Origin of the sequence: Mycobacterium sp. E183, assembly GCF_001667735.1 — a bacterium.
GTDB lineage: Bacteria > Actinomycetota > Actinomycetes > Mycobacteriales > Mycobacteriaceae > Mycobacterium.
In genome coordinates this window covers 1-17,247 of the sequence record NZ_LZJN01000030.1, presented here as the reverse complement: position 1 = coordinate 17,247, position 17,247 = coordinate 1, and the positions used below count along the sequence as shown (strand labels likewise).

Sequence of the window (17,247 nt, the reverse complement as noted above, 5' to 3'; positions counted from 1 at the left end):
GATGAGGCGGCGATCCTCGCCGACCGCGTGCTCGTGTTGCGCGCCGACCCCACGGGCGCGGCCGGCATCGGCGCGGCATTCGACGTCCCGATCGCCAAGCCACGCGACCGCGGCGACCCGCGCATCGCGGCGTTGCGCCAACAGTTGCTCGACGAGCTCGGCGTACCGCGGCGCGGCCGCGCCGCTGCCGGATCCGCGGTTTCCGAGGAGGCCAAGACGTGATGAAAATGCGCTGCCTGATTGCGGTTTCGGTCCTGGCCGCAGCCGCCGGCTGCGGCTCGCCAACCGGGACTACGGCGGCCAGGGACATCCGGCTGGACTATGCGTACTACAACCCGCTGAGCCTGGTGGTACGCGACCAGCACCTGCTGGAGGGAAGGGGCTACAACGTCACCTGGGTGCTCTCGGCGGGGAGCAACAAGGCAAACGAGGGCCTGCGCTCCAAGGGACTCGACTTCGGGTCCACCGCCGGTTCGGCCGCCTTGGTCGCGCGGGCGAACGGCACGCCGATCAAGATCATCGACGTGTACAGCAAGCCGGAGTGGACCGCCCTGGTGGTGGGCAAGAATTCGACGGCCACCTCGGTCGCCGACCTGAAGGGAAAGAAAATCGCGGTCACCAAGGGCACGGACCCCTACTTCTTCCTGCTGCAATCCCTTGCCACGGCGGGGCTTTCACCCGCCGACGTGGAAATGGTCAACCTGCAGCACGCCGACGGCAAAACCGCGCTGGAACGTGGCGATGTGGACGCCTGGTCAGGGCTGGATCCTTTTATGGCGCAGACCATTCAGCAGCAGGGTTCGCGGATGCTCTACCGCAATCCGGATTTCAACTCCTATGGCGTGCTGAACGTTCGAGAGGACTTCAGCGCCGCGCATCCCGATGTGGTCCAGTCCGTGGTCAATAGCTATGAGGAGGCCCGTAAATGGGCGAAGGCGCATCCCGAGGAGCTGGCGGCGTTGCTGGCCTCGCAGGCGAAAGTCACACCGAGCGTCGCCCAGGAGGAGTTGCGACGGACGGTGCTGGACATCCCGCCCGCGCCGGGCGACCCGCAGCGGACGGTGTTGACGAACATCCTGCCGATCGCGGTGGCGGACTCCGACATCAAATCCGACGACTCCGGCCGCGGCGCGCTGGGAACGATCATCGAGCCGAAGTACGCCCAACACGTGTCCTGAGGATCCCCCTCGCCCCGGCTGGGCTTGCGGTTCCGCTGCTGTTGCTGGCCGCCTGGCAAGCGGTGACCGCCGCGGGCTGGTTCTCGGCCAGTCAACTGCCCCCACCCGGCGACGTGATCGCGGCGCTGGGTGACCTGCTGCGTCGCGGTGAGCTCTGGACCCATCTACAGGCCAGCCTGGGGCGTGTCTCGCTCGGCTACCTGCTCGGCTCGGCCGCCGCGCTCGCGATCGGATCGCTAGTGGGGCTGTCGCTCACCGCGCGCAGGCTGCTCGCCCCGACGGTGGCGGCCTTGCGCACCGTGCCTTCGCTGGCGTGGGTTCCGTTACTGCTCTTGTGGTTTGGCATTGACGAAACACCGAAGGTGCTGCTGGTAGCCATCGGCGCGTTCTTCCCCGTGTACACCACGACGGCGTCGGCGCTGTCCCACGTCGACCCGCAACTGCTGGAGGTGGGCCGCGCCTACGGTCGGGACGGGGCCGCGCTGTTGACGACGGTCATGCTTCCCGCAGCCGCCCCCGCTCTGCTGAACGGGCTGCGCCTGGGACTGGCGAACGCGTGGCTTTTCCTGGTGGCCGCCGAGTTGATCGCCTCGTCGAAGGGACTCGGCTTCCTGCTGATCGACAGCCAGAACACCGGCCGCACCGACGTGATGCTGTTGGCCATCGGACTACTCGCCGCGCTGGGCAAGTTCAGCGACGCCGCGCTGGGGGGGCTGGAGAAGCGAATGGTGATACGGCGCAACTAGTTTATGGCGACGTCGGCCGCGTCGGGCGTCGCGCTCGCGAGTTCGCGGCGGCCGACATGCGCCTCGGCGCGCATGCGCTCCACCATGTGCGGGTAATGCAGCTCGAAAGCCGGCCGCTCCGAACGGATTCGCGGCAGCTCGGTGAAGTTGTGCCGCGGCGGCGGGCAGCTGGTGGCCCACTCGAGCGAATTGCCGTGGCCCCACGGGTCGTCCACCAGGACCGGCTCGCCGTAGCGCCAGCTCTTGAACACGTTCCAGACGAACGGCAAGACCGAGGCGGCGAGGATGAACGCCCCGATCGTCGAGACGAGGTTGAGCGTCTGAAACCCATCGGTGGGCAGGTAGTCGGCATACCGGCGCGGCATCCCCGAATCGCCGAGCCAGTGCTGCACCAGGAAGGTGGTGTGGAAGCCGATGAACGTCAGCCAGAAATGCAGCTTGCCCAGCCGCTCGTCGAGCAGGCGTCCGGTCATCTTCGGGAACCAGAAGTAGATGCCCGCGTAGGTGGCGAACACGATCGTGCCGAACAACGTGTAGTGGAAGTGCGCCACAACGAAATAGGTGTCGGTGATGTGGAAGTCGAGCGGGGGGCTGGCGAGCAGCACGCCCGTCAACCCCCCGATGAGGAAGGTCAGCAAGAACCCGATCGCGAACAGCATCGGGGATTCGAACGTCAACTGGCCCTTCCACATGGTGCCGATCCAGTTGAAGAACTTGATACCGGTGGGGACGGCGATCAGGAACGTCATGAACGAAAAGAACGGCAGCAGCACGGCGCCGGTGGCATACATGTGGTGCGCCCACACCGCCACTGATAGTGCGGCGATCGACAGCGTCGCGTAAACCAGTGTGCTGTAACCGAACAGCGGCTTGCGGGAGAACACGGGGACGATCTCGGAGATGATGCCGAAGAACGGCAGCGCGATCACGTAGACCTCGGGATGCCCGAAGAACCAGAACAAGTGCTGAAACAGCATCACCCCGCCGTTGGCGGGATCGTAGATGTGCGCGCCGAAGCGGCGGTCGGCCTCCAAACCGAACAGCGCGGCGGTCAACAGCGGGAAGACAATCAGGACAAGCACACTGGTGACCAGGATGTTCCAGGTGAAGATGGGCATCCGGAACATGGTCATGCCCGGGGCCCGCAGACAGACCACCGTGGTGATCATGTTGACCGCACCCAGAATGGTTCCCAGACCACCGACGCCCACGCCCAGAATCCACAGGTCGCCGCCCACGCCGGGACTGTGCACGGCATCGGACAGCGGCGTGTAGGCGGTCCACCCGAAATCGGCGGCACCTCCGGGAACGATGAAGCCGCCCAACGCGATCAGCGCGCCGCAGACGAACAGCCAGAACGACAGCGCGTTGAGCCGTGGGAAGGCCACGTCGGGCGCACCGATCTGCAGGGGCAGTACCAGATTCGCGAACCCGAAGACGATGGGCGTCGCATAGAACAGCAACATCGCCGTGCCGTGCATGGTGAACAGCTGGTTGTACTGCTCGTTGGACAGAAATTGCAGCCCGGGCCGGGCCAGCTCGAGCCGCAGGAGCAGCGCCATCAGGCCGCCGATGAAGAAGAAGATGAAACAGGCGACCATGTACATGATGCCGATCATCTTGTGGTCGGTCGTGCTGATGAGCTGGTAGATCAGGTTCCCCTTGGGACCTGTCCGCGCGGGAAACGGCCGGCGGGCCTGCAGGCCGCTGACGGGCGGCGCTTCAGCCGTCATCGCATACCTCCACGGGGGCCGGTGCGGACTCACGCAATTTGTCAAGCCGCCCAAGTATTCCGAGGCGCCACTCCGCGGACCTAGGGTCAAACGTCCCTAAACGAGCGGCAATTGGGCGTCCTGGCCGGTCTAGAAGGAAAGGCTTACCTCCCGCAACCCGGAGCGCCTATCGTGTGAGCGTGACGCGTGGGATGGGCAGGCGGGCCGGCCGGCTGCTCGTCACCCTCCTGATCGCGGCTCTCGCTCTCGGCCTGTTCTCGTCCTGGCCGGGCCCGCGCGGCGTGATGGGGGCGCCGGTGGTGCTCGGCTCCGCGCCGCTGGACTGCCTGAACACGGCCCTGACGAACTACGGCAATTCCGGTAGCGGTTGGACGGGCGGAGATTCGACCTGGACGGCCACGCTGCCCGACGGTAGGGAGGCCTTCGTGTTCTCCGATACTTTCCTCGGGCCCATCACCCCGCCGACCCGACCGCCCGACGCGCTTTTCGTGCACAATTCCTTCGTCATCCGTGACGGCGAAGGGCACTGGTCCACCGTGGTGGGCGGGACGGCCGACCACCGGGCGGGCGTGGTCGCGCCGGTTGACCCCACGCACTGGTTCTGGCTGGGAGCGGCGACGTATCTTGATGGGGCACTACAGGTTCCGCTGTCCGAGTGGAGATCCGGTGGGCGCGGACCGCTCGACTTCGTGTTCGTCGGGTCATCGCTGGCGCGGTTCGACATCGGGGACCTGCGCGCAGCCTCGGCGATCACGCCGCTGCCACGATCGCGCGGCATCCAATGGGGCCAGTGGGTGCAGAACGACGGCGGCTGGACCTATGTCTACGGTGTCGAGACCGGCGCCGACAACAAGTACCTGCACGTGGCCCGCATCGCGGGAGGCGATCTGCGGCAAGCCTTCTCGTACTGGACCGGCCGGGGATGGTCGTCCGCGGAAGCGGATTCGTTCCGGGTGAGCGACCGCGTCGGCGCCGAGCTTTCGGTGCACCGGCTGCGCGACGGCGTCTACATGCTCACCACCATGCAGGGGGGCAGGGGATTCAGCGATCGCCTCGTTGGCCGCTTCGGGCCGTCCCCGACGGGACCCTTCGGGCCCGCGACGACGCTGTACCTGACGCCTGAGAGCGGAAGCGCCGGGCTCTACCACGACGCCGACGTCTACACCTACAACGCCCATGTGCACCCCGAGTACTCGACGTCCAGCAAGCTGGTCATCTCGTACGACGTCAACAGCCTTGACACCGCGCCGGGCGGCGACGTGTACCGCCAGGTGAGCATCTACCGTCCCCGATTCATCGTCGTGTCGTTGCGCTGGAACGCTGATGGCCGTCCCCGCGCGGCGGCGGACTCGTCCGGCGATGCGCTTGCGCCCTGCAGGTGAACTATCGGGCGAGGGCCAGCTGGCCCGGTAGCTCTTCGCTGAGCACCGCCTCGGCAAGCAGTTCGCCGAGCAACGGACCGAACTTCATCAGGTTGGCGCCGACGAACCCGACGACGCGGCCGCGGCGGCCCACCGTCCAGCCGTCGCCGTCCGCGTCCAGCCACGGCGCGCGAACCGTCACGCAGTCCACCCGCCCAACCGGCGACAGCCCTGGGAACAGCGCGCGCACCGTCGCGGGGTCCGGCACCTCCTGACCGAACGCCCAGCGCCCCGTGCTGCCCAGCGGCAGCCCGTAGCCCTCGGGCGCCGACAGGCACGCCGCGCCGGTCGCGTCGGCGCCCGCGTAGGTGAACCGGGTGTGCGGGGCGAATTCGACACCAAGCGGGCCGAACAGCGCCGGCGTCCGCGCGCCGGCGCAGATCAGCACGCGGTCGCCCCGCAGCACGCCGCCGTCGGCCAGACTCACCTCACCGTCGTCGGAAACCGCCACGACGTCGCCACGCCGGACGTCGAGCCGCCCCGCCAGCGCGGACAGTGCGCGGCGGATTCGCAGGCTGCCGCCGAGTGGATCCAGCACACCGGTCTCCCACGGCGGGGCGGCGAATGGGATCCGCGCGGCGATCTCCGCCCCGTCCACCCAACGGAATGAAGCACCCGCCGTTGTCATGGCCGCCGCGGTCTCCTCGCAGGCACCGGCGGCGATGAATCCCTCCGCGCCCAATAGCCGGCCCACGCCGAGCTCGTCCTCCCAGCGCTGCCAGCCGGCGCGGGCGCGGAGCGCCAGGCGGCACAACGACGGGCGCCGATGCGCAATCCGGAAGATGCGGGCCAATCCCGTTGACTGCTCGCCGAACGGGACCCCGCGTTCCAGCACGATCGCGGGCTCCCCACGCCGCGCCAGCTCGTGGGCGGCGGCCAGCCCGCACACCCCCGCACCGACGATGACGATCACGCGATCCGCATACCCGCGCGGCTAGAAGTAGAACCCGGCATGGGGAGCGTCCGGCACCGCGAACAATCGGTCGGCCGCGGCGATCGCCGACGGGTCATCGGGTCGGGCCACGCCCGCGACGGCGAGGTCGCGCCAGGTCACACCTCCGAGCAGAACTGCGGCCAGCCCCTCGACGTCGACCTCGAGCTGCGCGCGCCCGCCGGTCGGTTCGGCGCCGTCCCCGGTGATCGTGAAACGACCCGAATTATCGGGCAGCATAGGGTCTTTGACCGCGATGGTGACGCCGCCGTCGCCGCCGTACCGGCGAGCCGAGAGCGCCCGCGGCACGTCGATGACGCGAAGCCACGTTTCGTCATGCACGGCGGTGACGCGCGCGGCGCGCCGATCGGCCAGCAACCAGGGCAGCGGATCGTCCATCGGCAACATCCAAAACACGACGCGGTCAATGAGATCGAGCCGCAGCAGAAACCGCAGCAGGCCGAGATAGGCCTCGGCGGTCGGGGCAAAGAAGTCCTCCACCGCGATCGTGCGCTGGTCGCTGACGAACCACCTCTCGGTGTCGACGGGGCGGTAGCGGGCGAAACCGGATTCGGCTCCCGGGGCGCCGTGCACCGCGACATACGAAGGCTGCGGCGATGATTCGGTACGCAGCCGCAGGCTCCGCCACCACGCGTCCGGCCGGTCGATGGATCCCGGCCGCGACGGACGATTCTCGGCGTAGATGCGGGGCAACAACGCCCAGCCTTCGGCCGCGTCGATCAACCGCACCGGACCGCCGGCCCCGACCTCGCGACGCAGCGCCGCCCGCGCGGTGTGCACCTCTACCGTCTGCGACGAACTGGCGACGCCGTACCCATAGCGCCCGTAGATCGTGGCCTCGGAGGCCCGCAACGACGCGACCACCTCGCCGCGGGCCGCGATGTCGCCGAATTGATGACGGATCAACTCCGTGGCGACGCCCCGCCGGGTGAACGACGGCAACACCCCGATGTGGGTGACGGCGGCGTGCCCCACCATCGACCCGCCGGGGAGCGTCATTCGGCTCGTCACTGCGTCCGCGGTGCCGACGAGCTCCCCGCCGACGAACGCCCCCAGGGTGCGGCCGGGCTCGAGCAGCTTGGCGATCTGGCCGGGCGGTAGCTCCGGCATCGGCGGGAAGCCGATCATGGCGACGCGAAACACGTTGGCCGCGGCCAGCAGTTCGTCCTCGCTGTCGAGGACCCGGATCTCGGTGGTCATCCGGCCATCATGTCTCGCGCCCGTGACGGCACGGACCGCGGGATGCGGCCGTTACCGAATCTGCAAGCCGGTCAGCGCCCGCGAGATCACCAGGCGCTGGATCTCGCTGGTGCCCTCGAAAATGGTGAAGATCTTGGCGTCGCGGTGCATCCGCTCCACGGGATAGTCACGGGTGTATCCGTTGCCGCCCAGAATCTGGATCGCCTCGTCGGTGACGTAGACGGCCGTCTCGCTGGCAACCAGCTTGGCCATCGACCCCTCGGCGGCGTCGAACGATTGGTTGTTGCGCGCCATCCAGCCGGCCCGCCACACCAGCAGGCGGGCGGCGTCGATGCGGCTCTTCATGTCGGCCAGCTTGAACGCCACCGCCTGGAATTCGCCGATCTTGCGGCCGAATTGCTCACGCTGGCAGGCATAGTCGAGCGCGTACTCGTACGCGGCGCGGGCCACGCCGACGGCCATGGCCCCGACCGTGGGCCGGGTGCGCTCGAAGGTCTTCATCGCCGCCTGGCTGCGCGCGGAGGCACCCGACTTGACCCGGGCGATGCGCGCCTCGAACTTCTCCCGGCCGCCCAGGATGTGGTCCTCGGGTAGGCGAACGTTGTCGAGAACCACCTCGGCGGTGTGCGATGCCCGGATCCCGTGCTTCTTGAACTTCTGGCCTTGCGCCAAACCATTGACGCCCGCCGGGACGACGAACGTGGCCTGTCCGCGGGTGCCCAATTCGGGATACACCGACGCCACCACGATGTGCACGTTCGCGATGCCGCCGTTGGTCGCCCAGGTCTTGGTGCCGTTCAGCACCCATTCGTTGGTGGCCTCGTCGTAGCGGGCCCGGGTGCGGATCGCCCCGACGTCCGACCCGGCGTCGGGCTCCGAGGAGCAGAACGCACCCAGCTTCGGCTCGTCGGCCGTACCGAACATCTCCGGCAGCCACCGGCCCAGCTGTTCGGGAGTTCCGTTGCCCGCCAACGCCGCCGCGGCCAGGCCGGTGCCCATGATGGACAGCGCGATGCCGGCGTCGCCCCAGAACATCTCCTCGAACGCGGTGAGCATGCCCAGACCCGTCGGCTCGGCCGCCTGCTGCGCGAAGAAGTCGGGGGAGTACAGCCCCACCTTGGCGGCCTCCTGGATCACGGGCCACGGGGTCTCCTCCCGTTCGTCCCATTCCGAGGCGGCGGGCCGGATGACGTCGGCGGCGAACTTGTGCACCCAGTCGCGTACCTCGATCACGTCGTCGGTCAGTTGCAGTGAGAAAGTCACGGTCTACTCCTGAAAGGTTTTTGTGCTCAACGGGTTCCGTACTGGGCGAGGACGCTGACGGTCTGGCTGACCCACGCCTCGAAGTACCGCTCTTCGTCGATGTTGCCGGGCAGCCTGCCGGTCAGCGCCTGCAGCGTCGCGGCATACGACAACGACCCGATGGCGACCGCCGCGGCCGCCTCGGGATCGGGGATGCGGGTGCGGCCGGACCGATTCGACGCGGCCAGTTCGTCGGCGAAGCGCTGATAGGCGTTGTCGGTGATGACCTGCCACGTCTTTTCGTCGAGGTCGCCGAGCTCCTCGGGCTCCCGCAGCATGACCTTGAGCAGGTCCTCACTCTCTTTGAGATTGCTCCAGATCAGCTGCCCGGCCGTGCGCACCGCCTGCTCGACGCTGCCCGGTTGCCCCGCGTCGTACTGCTCGCGCGCCGCCACGATGCTGTCGATCCGGTACGCGACGGCGGCCTCGAGCAGCTCGCGCTTCGAGCCGAAGTGCTTGTAGAGCGCTCCCGATCCCGGAGCCAGACCCGACGCTCGCTGGATGTCGGCCACCGATGTCGCCGCGTAACCCTTGGCGGCGAAAAGCTTCAGCGCCTCGGCCAGGAGCCGATCACGTCCGGAGGCGAGCATGGTGAGAGAGTACTCACTCACCACGATGGAGGCAAAACGACCGCGGTCAGGGCCGGGCCGGGCAGGAGCTCAAAGTTTGGCGCTACATTCTCTGCGAAACGCCACGACGCCTGAACGCGGCGAATCGCGAAGGGTGTGAGGGTTGTGGTCAGGTTCTCGACACCGTCTCCGGCCGGCGCCGTGAGCGCACCAGAGGAGCGTGACATTCGCGTGTTACCGCACGTACAGCTGCCGATGCGGGTGTTGTCGCTGCGCACCATCGTCGTCGTCGCCGCGCTCTCGGTCATCACCCTGGTCGTGCTGCTGGGCACCTGGGTTTGGGTCGGCGTCACCAACGACCAGTACAGCCAGCTGGACCGCCGGCTCGACTCGGTCAGCAGCCTGGGCGACATCAATTCACTGCTCAACAACGTCGAGCACGCGAGCCCCGACCAGCCCATGCCGGACGGCAACCTGGTGCGCACCGCGCGCATCGGCGACGTGACGGTCTCGGTGCCCAACAACATCGTGCTGCCGAAGCTGCCCAACGGATACGCCAACACCACCATCAACGGCGTGCAGTACCGCGTCCGCACCTTCTCGGCGGGGCCCGCCTCGATCGCGCTGGCCGCGCCGCTGGCCGAAGCGCAACACCGGATCAACGAGCTACACCTGCGGGTGTTGTTGATCTGCGCCAGCGTCATCGGCGGCACGGTGGTCGTCGGCTGGGTGATCTCGTTGATCATGGTGAACCCGTTCCTGTTGCTGGCGCAGCAGGCCCGCGCGATCAACGCGCAGTCCAGCCCCGACGAGGTTCAGGTGCGCGGGGTGCGGGAGGCCGTGGAGATCGCCGAAGCGGTCGAGGGAATGCTCGCGCGCATCGGCAAGGAGCAACAGCGCACGAAGGCGGCGCTCGAGTCGGCACGCGACTTCGCCGCCGTCGCCTCCCACGAGCTGCGCACCCCGTTGACGGCGATGCGCACCAACCTGGAAGTCCTCTCCACGCTGGACCTGCCCCGTGAGCAGCACCAGGAGGTGATCGGCGACGTCATCCGCACCCAGAGCCGCATCGAGGGAACGCTGACGGCGCTGGAACGGCTGGCACAGGGCGAGCTGACCACCGTCGACGACTTCGTCCCGTTCGACATCACCGAACTGCTGGACCGTGCCGCGCACGACGCACTGCGGATATATCCCGAGGTCGAGGTGTCGCTGGTGCCCTCGCCGACGGTGCTGATGGTGGGACTGCCCACCGGCCTGCGGCTGGTGATCGACAACGCGATCGCCAACGCCGTCAAGCATGGCAACGCCGGCAAGATCCAGCTCACCGTGAGCAGCTCCAGCGAGGGCGTGGAGATCGCGATCGACGACGACGGCACCGGCGTTCCGGAGTCCGAGCGGGCCGCGGTCTTCGAGCGCTTCGCCCGCGGCTCCACGGCATCGCGGTCGGGCTCCGGGCTGGGGCTGGCGCTGGTCGCCCAGCAGGCCGAACTACACGGCGGCACGGCGGCGTTGCAGACGAGTCCGCTCGGGGGCACCCGGCTGCTGCTGAACCTGGCCGGTGACGGTCGCGGACCCGCGTAGTTTCGGTCGGCATTTCCGCGACGGGAAACGTGATCGGGCGATTCGATGTTTCAGGCCGCACCAAATAGGCGGCCATTACTGCCAGCCATTCGCATGAATCACGCGGTAACCGCGTGACCGGTGTGCCTGCAGTGGCATGCGGGGTGTTTGACGGATGCCTCATAACGGGAATACCGCCCGTCAACTGAATCACGTAATTCCGGCCGGGAGACCGGGGGGAATCCGAGTGAATACACGAACAGTAGAACCGCACTAGACTGAGGCGCCAAGCCCGTCTTATGACGCTGAGCAATCGGAGGGAAATCATGGTGCTGCAGGTGCAATCGGAGGCTGTGCTGGCATCGGCGGCCGCGGAGTCGGGGATCAGCGCCGAGACCCAGGCGGCGGCTTCGGCGGCCGCGCCCGTGCTGCTGGGGGTCATGCCGATGGGCGCAGACCCGGATTCGGCAATGTTCGCGGCGGCGCTGAACGCGTGCGGCGGAAACTACCTGGGAGTGGTATCCGAGCACGCCGCCCAGCGCGGTTTGTTCGCCGGCGCGCAGAGCATCGCGTCGGGTACCTACGTCGTCACCGAACTCATGCGTAGCTTGGCGTTGGCGATAGGCGCGTAACAGCCAGCTACGCCACCAGCGGGGCAGCAAAGGGGGAAGTGCGGCATGGCGGATCCGGGGTGGGCCGCGCGTACGCCTGAAGAAAACGACATGTTGCTCAAGGCGGGTGCCGGCGTCATCACCCATCTGGCCAACCAGGCCGCTTGGATGGCACTGGCGGCCACCCATCACGGCTCGAGCATCGCATCGGAGATCAACACCGTCGCGACGTCGGTGAGCTGGACCGGTGTCGGCTCCCTCGCCTCCGCCACCAACGCCACCGCGCTGAACGCGTCACTGCACGGGCTCGCCGGGTGGGTGGATGTCAAACCCGCGGTGGTCTCGACCGCGGTCTCCGCGTATCAGATGGCGTACGGCACGATGCGTCCGGCGCCCGAGTGCATCGCCAACCGCACCGAGTGCGCCACCGACTACGGCATCAACCCCATCGTCCTCGGCGCCTTGACGCCCCGGATCACGTCGCTGGAGCTCGAATACTTCGGGTCGATGTGGCCGAACAACTCCGCCGTCGGCGCCAGCTACGGAACGATCCTGACCGCCTTGAGCGAGAGCCTCGCCATTCCACCGCCGCTGGCGACCATGGGCGCGTCGCCGGCGGCGCCGGCGGAGGCGGCCGCGGCGGTGGGACAGGCGGCCGCGAACGTCGGCGCCGGCGACGGCATGCGTGCCGCCATGCAGGGTGCGCAGACGGGCACCCAGGGCGCGGGCCAGGCGGCGTCGGGCGGCCAGGACATCATGAGCCAGGCCGGTTCGTTCATGGAGCCCGTGCAGTCGATGATGGGCGCGGTCCCGCAAATGATGCAGGCGCCGATGCAAATGATGCAGGCGCCGATGCAGATGATGCAGCCGCTGCAGTCGATGATGGGCATGTTCGCCAACCCGGGAGCCATGGGCGGTGCGGCGCCCGGAATTTCGGCGATATCGGCGACGGAGATGTCGGCCGTCGGCGCCTCGGGCGGCGGTGGAGGGGCCGCCTCCCTGGGCGGGGCCGGCATGCCCGCGACCACCTTCACCCGTCCCGTCAGCGCCTTCGAACCGGCCGGCAGTGGCCGGCCGGTGGGGCTGCGGCCAAGCGGGGCGTTGGGGGCCGAGGCCATTCGTCCGCAGACCACGACGGTCGGCGGCGGTACACCTATGGGCGGCATGCCGGTGGGGCATGGGGCGGGAGGAGAGCGCGGATCCCGAGACAAAGCCGAACAGCCCGCGACGGTGCGGGTTGTCGACACGAGAGTGTGAAGCCGGCCCGGCTAAGGGTGAATCGACAGATAAATACAGCAGCCATACACTTCGCTCCATGCCCCAGGTAATTCCGGGGGAGGGCATCAGTAGTTAGGAGAAACCCCAAGTGGACAGTTCAACAATCCAAGTATCGGCTCAGGTGCTTCGCGATGCTTCCAACCATATCCAGGCCAACATGGAACACGCGATCGCGATCGCGCAGGGCTACATCGCGAACCACGAAAACGTCATGAACCCTTCGACCTGGTCCGGTGAGGCCGTGACCGCGTCTCACGCGACGGCCATCGAAATCCAGAACGACCTGAACAAGGTGCTCAACGGCGGAACCCGCCTGGCCGAGGGGCTCAAGCAGGCGGCGGCGTTGATGGAACACCACGAGGCGGATTCGACGCACGCGTTCAGCGCGCTATTCGGCGGCCACGGCTCCTAACCCATCCACCATTCGCAATTCACAATCGGCCTTTGAAGGGAATGCACAATGTCCAACCCCATCACCTATAACCCCGGCGCCGTAGCCGATTTCGCGTCCGACATCGGATCGCGCGCCGGCCAGTTGCAGGGAATCTATGACGACACCGCGAACCGGACCAACCAGCTGACAGAATTCTTCGCCGGTCATGGCGCGAAGCAATTCTTCGAGGCGCAGGCGCAGATGCTCTCCGGGTTGCAGGGGCTGATCGACACGGTGAGCCAGCACGGAATGACGACCTCCCACGTGCTGGACAACGCGCTCGCGACCGACCAGAACATCGGCCACTTGTTCGGCTGAACAACCGCCCCGGGCTCCGATCTACTGATTGGGCGTGGTGGGTGAGTGCGATTGAAGGCGGGGCAGATGCGTCGAGCGCATGTGCCCCCCTTCGGCGTGTAGCCCGCCGGTCAAGGGCGCGCGGCTTTGAAAGCGAAGTGACATGCTGACGACGACGGTCGATGGCCTGTGGGTGTTGCAGGCGGTTACCGGGGTGGAGCAGACCTGTCCCGAGCTGGGCTTGCGGCCGTTGCTGCCGCGGCTCGACACCCCCGAGCGCGCGCTGAGCCACCCGATCGCGGACGAGTTGCGGGCCGCCGGCGCCCTGGACGAGGCGGGCAATGTCGACCCGATGATCCGCGAATGGCTGACCGTGTTGCTGCGGCGCGACTTGGCGCTGATGGTCAACATCGGCGTGCCGGGCCGTGAACCGACACGAGCGTCCATCTGCCGCTTCGCCAGCTGGTGGGTGGTGCTCGAACGCCATGCCGAGCTGATCCGCCTGTACCCGGCCGGCACCGCCAATGACGAGGGCGGGGCCAGCGATTTGGTGGTGGGCCAGGTCGAGCGGCTGTGTGGGGTGGCCGAGGTGGCCCCGCTCAAGCCGGTCACCCTCGACACCGAAGAGCTGCTCGCCTCGGTGCGCGACGCCGCCAGCCTCCGGACGTTTCTGCTCAGGCAGAACCTCGACGTCGACCAGCTGCAGATCGTCACCATGGCCGCCGACCCCGCGCGTTCGGCGCACGCGACAATCGTGGGGCTGCAGGCCGGGGTCGGGCCGGACGAGATGGCGCGGGTCGCCGTCGGCGATTCGACCGTGTCCATCATCGACACCCCGGCGGGCCGCGTCTGCGTCGAGAACGTCATCTCGGGTCAGCGCCGCTATCAGATCCTTTCACCCGGCTCGCGCAGCGACATCAGTGGCGCCGTGCAGCGACTGATCCGCCGGCTGCCCGCCGGCGAGGAGTGGTATTCGTATCGGCGAGTGGTCTGATCCGGCGGCCGACTTCTCCACTGACGCAAGATAAGTCACTTAACCAATGCCGTGGAATGGCAACCTGTTACGTGCTTGAAGGGTTTGTTGATCGGTAAACGTGGTATCGCCGAGCGTGTTAGCATCGCGACGTGACGAGCCCTTGGAATGACCCGAATATGTCGGACGAAGGGGCGCTCAGACGGGGGGATCCGTCAGGGGGCCGCAACTTCCCGGATTCGGTATCCGACACCATGCGCATTACCGATCTTGCCGCGCCCCGAAAGATTCCTCCAGGCTCGGGTTGGCGGAAATTCGTCTACGTCATCTCTTTTAAAAAAATAAATCCCGGGGAATCGCCCGCCGAGCGGCACTACCGCGATTTGCAGAACCGTATCCGGCGGCACATCCGGAGGCAGTACGTGATCACGGTGGTCTCCGGCAAGGGCGGGGTCGGGGTCTCCACCATGGTCGCCTGCATCGGCGGCGTGTTCCGGGAATGCCGCCCGCAGAACGTGATTGCGATCGATGCCGTCCCGGGTTTCGGCACGCTGGCCGACCGCATCGACGAGTCGCCGCCGGGTGACTACACCGCCATCATCAACGACACCGACGTGCAGGGCTACGCCGACATCCGTGAACACTTGGGGCAGAACCCGATCGGGCTCGACGTCCTCGCCGGAAACCGTACGTCGGACCAGCCCCGGCCGCTGGTGCCTGCGATGTTCTCCGGGGTGTTGTCGCGGCTGCGGCGAACTCACACGGTGATGATCGTGGACACGTCGCCGGATTTGGAGCACGAGGTGATGAAGCCGGTGCTGGAGAACACCGACACCCTCGTGTTCGTCTCCGGCATCACCGCCGATCGGTCGCGGCCCGTGCTGCGTGCCGTGGACTATCTGCGGTCGCAGGGCTACCACGAGTTGGTGTCGCGCAGCACCGTGATCATCAACCACACCGATCAGATCACCGACAAGGATGCGCTGGCTTACCTGACCGAGCGGTTCAGCAAAGTCGGGGCGACCGTCGAGGAGATGCCGTTCGATCCGCATCTCGCCAAAGGTGGCCTCATCGACACGGTTCACGAATTGAAGAAAAAGACGCGGTTGCGTCTTTTTGAAATTACCGCCGGCCTGGCCGACAAATACATTCCGGATGCGGAGCGGACGACGCCGTGACATCAGCGCATAAGGTCGCCTTCCCGGCGCGCTGTGCGGTCAACATTTCCTACGAGAAGCATCTCTGCTCGCAAGTGTTCCCGGCCGGAATTCCGGTGGAGGGATTCTTCGAGGGAATGGTCGAGCTCTTCGACGCCGACCTGAAGCGCAAAGGCTTTGAAGGCATTACGTTGCCGGCGGGCAGCTACGAACTGCACAAGATCAATGGGGTCCGCCTCGACATCAACAAGAGCCTGGACGAGTTGGGCGTGCAGGACGGCGACACCCTGGTGCTGGTGCCCCGTGTCGCGGGCGAGTCCTTCGAACCGCAGTACGAGTCGCTGTCGACCGGCCTGGCGGCCATGGGCAAGTGGCTGGGCCGTGAGGGCGGTGACCGGATGTTCGCCCCGGTGACGCCGTTGACGGCCGCGCACACCGCGGTCGCGATCATCGCGATGGCGGCCGCGGTGGTGGTGGCGCTGACGCTGCGCGCGCGGATGTTCACCGACAGCCCCATCCCGGCCGCGGTGGCCGGCGCAGTCGGCGTCTTGCTGATCATCGCGACGTTCATCGTCTGGTGGGGCTGGCGCGAGCGGCGCGACCTGTTCAGCGGGTTCGGCTGGCTGGCAGTGGTGTTGCTGGCGGTCGCGGGCGCCTGCGCGCCGCCGGGCACCCTGGGCGCGGCGCACGGGCTGATCGGCCTCGTGATCGTGATCCTCGGTGCCATCGCCATCGGCGTGACGACGCGGAAGCGGTGGCAGACCGCGGTCGTCACCGCGGTGGTGACGGTGTGCGGGATCCTGGCCGCGGTTGCCGCGGTTCGGATGTTCCGGCCCGCCTCGGCGCAGGTATTGGCCATCTGCGTGCTGGTCGGGCTGCTGATCCTGGTCAGGATGACCCCGATGATCGCGTTGTGGGTGGCCCGGGTTCGGCCGCCGCACTTCGGATCGATCACCGGCCGCGACCTCTTCGCCCGGCGCGAAGGCATGCCCGTCGACACTGTCTCGCCGGTGAGTGAGGACGAATCCGAGGACGAGGACAACGAATTGACCGACATCACCGCGCGCGGCGCGGCCATTGCCGCCTCCGCGCGGCTGGTCAACGCGGTGCAGGTCGGTGTCTGCGTCGGGGTGTCGATCGTCCTGCCCGCCGCCGTGTGGGGGGTGCTGACACCGGGGCGCCCGTGGGCGTGGTTGGCGCTGGTGGTCGCCGGACTCGTGGTGGGCATCTTCATCACCCAGGGCAGGGGATTCGCCGCCAAGTACCAGGCCGTCGCGCTCGCCTGCGGGGCCGCCGCCGCCGTGTGTGCCGGAGTGGTCAAATACGCCATCGTGGAGCCGAAAGACGTTGTCAGCGGATTGCTTTGGCCCGCTGTAGCGGTGGCGGCCTTCGCCGCGTGCGGCCTGGCCGCGGCGCTGTTGGTGCCGACGGTGCGGTTCAGGCCGCTGATCCGGTTGACCGTGGAATGGGTGGAAGTGTTCGCGTTCATCGTGTTGCTGCCGGCGGCGGCGGCCCTGGGGGGGCTGTTCACGTGGATTCGGCACTGAAGCGCGCGGCGGCGGCGACCGCCGCCGTCACCCTGGTCGCGCTGTCCGCGAATATCCCTGCCGCGCAGGCCATCACACCCCCACAGGTCGATCCCGGCATGGTGCCGCCGGACGGGCCGCCGCGAAGCGACCAACCGATGCGGCGCGCCAACAGCTGCTCGACGCCCATCACCGTGCGCAACCCCGACGTGGCGCAGCTGGCGCCGGGCTTCAACCTGCTCAACATCAGCAAGGCCTGGCAATACAGCACCGGCAACGGCGTACCGGTGGCCGTGATCGACACCGGC

Annotated in this window: 16 protein-coding genes and 2 pseudogenes; 13 read left to right on the top strand and 5 right to left on the bottom strand. The window is 67.6% G+C overall.

Annotated elements, in window-relative coordinates:
- The 3 genes and pseudogenes from A5691_RS28250 to A5691_RS02615 form a co-directional block, all read left to right on the top strand.
- Positions 1–222 (top strand): annotated as a pseudogene (locus A5691_RS28250) (ABC transporter ATP-binding protein); the annotation flags it as partial.
- Positions 222–1,178: an aliphatic sulfonate ABC transporter substrate-binding protein gene (locus A5691_RS02620; RefSeq protein ID WP_067760426.1), complete on the top strand. Its 957-nt coding sequence runs from the start codon at positions 222–224 to the stop codon at positions 1,176–1,178. The pseudogene A5691_RS28250 and the gene A5691_RS02620, both read left to right, overlap by 1 nt.
- A 35-nt stretch (positions 1,179–1,213) precedes the next feature.
- Positions 1,214–1,924: an ABC transporter permease gene (locus A5691_RS02615; RefSeq protein WP_197498900.1), complete on the top strand. Its 711-nt coding sequence runs from the start codon at positions 1,214–1,216 to the stop codon at positions 1,922–1,924.
- Here A5691_RS02615 and ctaD read toward each other — a convergent pair.
- On the bottom strand, positions 1,921–3,657 hold the full coding sequence (gene ctaD / locus A5691_RS02610) for a cytochrome c oxidase subunit I (protein ID WP_067760424.1): 1,737 nt from the start codon (positions 3,655–3,657) through the stop codon (positions 1,921–1,923). The genes A5691_RS02615 and ctaD overlap by 4 nt on opposite strands.
- A 179-nt stretch (positions 3,658–3,836) precedes the next feature.
- Here ctaD and A5691_RS02605 point away from each other — a divergent pair, with 179 nt between their 5' ends.
- The gene (locus A5691_RS02605) at positions 3,837–5,039 is read left to right on the top strand and encodes a DUF4185 domain-containing protein (protein ID WP_156675584.1); all 1,203 of its coding nucleotides are present in this window, start codon (positions 3,837–3,839) and stop codon (positions 5,037–5,039) included.
- 1 nt (position 5,040) lies between these two features.
- On the opposite strand, the gene A5691_RS02600 is transcribed toward A5691_RS02605, so the two are convergent.
- The 4 genes from A5691_RS02600 to A5691_RS02585 are packed head-to-tail and all read right to left on the bottom strand — an operon-like array spanning position 5,041 to position 9,122.
- The gene (locus tag A5691_RS02600) at positions 5,041–5,991 is read right to left on the bottom strand and encodes an FAD-binding oxidoreductase (protein ID WP_068016299.1); all 951 of its coding nucleotides are present in this window, start codon (positions 5,989–5,991) and stop codon (positions 5,041–5,043) included.
- 21 nt (positions 5,992–6,012) lie between these two features.
- A complete protein-coding gene (locus tag A5691_RS02595) occupies positions 6,013–7,230 on the bottom strand; it encodes a GNAT family N-acetyltransferase (protein ID WP_067760418.1) in 1,218 nt (405 codons plus the stop codon).
- 51 nt (positions 7,231–7,281) lie between these two features.
- On the bottom strand, positions 7,282–8,493 hold the full coding sequence (locus A5691_RS02590) for an acyl-CoA dehydrogenase family protein (RefSeq protein ID WP_067271857.1): 1,212 nt from the start codon (positions 8,491–8,493) through the stop codon (positions 7,282–7,284).
- A gap of 26 nt (positions 8,494–8,519) precedes the next feature.
- Positions 8,520–9,122 (bottom strand): TetR/AcrR family transcriptional regulator, encoded by a 603-nt coding sequence (locus A5691_RS02585; RefSeq protein WP_156670258.1) that lies wholly within the window; start codon positions 9,120–9,122, stop codon positions 8,520–8,522.
- Positions 9,123–9,356: 234 nt separating this feature from the next.
- Between A5691_RS02585 and A5691_RS02580 the strand changes: the two genes are divergently transcribed.
- The 9 genes and pseudogenes from A5691_RS02580 to A5691_RS02540 form a co-directional block, all read left to right on the top strand.
- Entirely contained in the window at positions 9,357–10,685 is a 1,329-nt protein-coding gene (locus tag A5691_RS02580; RefSeq protein WP_068016295.1) for a HAMP domain-containing sensor histidine kinase, read from the top strand.
- A 305-nt stretch (positions 10,686–10,990) separates the two neighbouring features.
- On the top strand, positions 10,991–11,296 hold the full coding sequence (locus A5691_RS02575) for a PE domain-containing protein (RefSeq protein WP_067760429.1): 306 nt from the start codon (positions 10,991–10,993) through the stop codon (positions 11,294–11,296).
- Between the two features lie 45 nt (positions 11,297–11,341).
- A complete protein-coding gene (locus A5691_RS02570) occupies positions 11,342–12,532 on the top strand; it encodes a PPE family protein (protein WP_068016292.1) in 1,191 nt (396 codons plus the stop codon).
- Between the two features lie 109 nt (positions 12,533–12,641).
- Positions 12,642–12,965, top strand: a complete 324-nt coding sequence (locus A5691_RS02565; protein WP_067271862.1) for a WXG100 family type VII secretion target — start codon at positions 12,642–12,644, stop codon at positions 12,963–12,965.
- A 48-nt stretch (positions 12,966–13,013) separates the two neighbouring features.
- A complete protein-coding gene (locus A5691_RS02560; RefSeq protein WP_067760412.1) occupies positions 13,014–13,304 on the top strand; it encodes a WXG100 family type VII secretion target in 291 nt (96 codons plus the stop codon).
- Between the two features lie 142 nt (positions 13,305–13,446).
- Positions 13,447–14,277 (top strand): ESX secretion-associated protein EspG, encoded by an 831-nt coding sequence (locus tag A5691_RS02555; RefSeq protein ID WP_068016289.1) that lies wholly within the window; start codon positions 13,447–13,449, stop codon positions 14,275–14,277.
- Between the two features lie 131 nt (positions 14,278–14,408).
- Positions 14,409–15,434 carry a MinD/ParA family protein gene (locus A5691_RS02550; RefSeq protein ID WP_156675583.1) on the top strand — a complete coding sequence of 342 codons (1,026 nt, stop codon included), beginning with the start codon at positions 14,409–14,411 and terminating at the stop codon, positions 15,432–15,434.
- Entirely contained in the window at positions 15,431–16,960 is a 1,530-nt protein-coding gene (gene eccD, locus A5691_RS02545; protein ID WP_082950100.1) for a type VII secretion integral membrane protein EccD, read from the top strand. The genes A5691_RS02550 and eccD overlap by 4 nt, the downstream gene beginning before the upstream one ends.
- Positions 16,945–17,247, top strand: a pseudogene (locus A5691_RS02540) (type VII secretion-associated serine protease); the annotation flags it as partial. The gene eccD and the pseudogene A5691_RS02540, both read left to right, overlap by 16 nt.

What these genes read in the sequence shown, in the direction of transcription:
- A5691_RS02580 (WP_068016295.1), top strand. Translation starts at nt 9,357, where the DNA reads ATGCGGGTGTTGTCGCTGCGCACCATCGTCGTCGTCGCCGCGCTCTCG.
- A5691_RS02620 (WP_067760426.1), top strand. Translation starts at nt 222, where the DNA reads ATGAAAATGCGCTGCCTGATTGCGGTTTCGGTCCTGGCCGCAGCCGCC.
- A5691_RS02585 (WP_156670258.1), bottom strand. Translation starts at nt 9,122, where the DNA reads ATGCTCGCCTCCGGACGTGATCGGCTCCTGGCCGAGGCGCTGAAGCTT.
- A5691_RS02555 (WP_068016289.1), top strand. Translation starts at nt 13,447, where the DNA reads ATGCTGACGACGACGGTCGATGGCCTGTGGGTGTTGCAGGCGGTTACC.
- A5691_RS02595 (WP_067760418.1), bottom strand. Translation starts at nt 7,230, where the DNA reads ATGACCACCGAGATCCGGGTCCTCGACAGCGAGGACGAACTGCTGGCC.
- A5691_RS02560 (WP_067760412.1), top strand. Translation starts at nt 13,014, where the DNA reads ATGTCCAACCCCATCACCTATAACCCCGGCGCCGTAGCCGATTTCGCG.
- A5691_RS02575 (WP_067760429.1), top strand. Translation starts at nt 10,991, where the DNA reads ATGGTGCTGCAGGTGCAATCGGAGGCTGTGCTGGCATCGGCGGCCGCG.
- ctaD (WP_067760424.1), bottom strand. Translation starts at nt 3,657, where the DNA reads ATGACGGCTGAAGCGCCGCCCGTCAGCGGCCTGCAGGCCCGCCGGCCG.
- A5691_RS02570 (WP_068016292.1), top strand. Translation starts at nt 11,342, where the DNA reads ATGGCGGATCCGGGGTGGGCCGCGCGTACGCCTGAAGAAAACGACATG.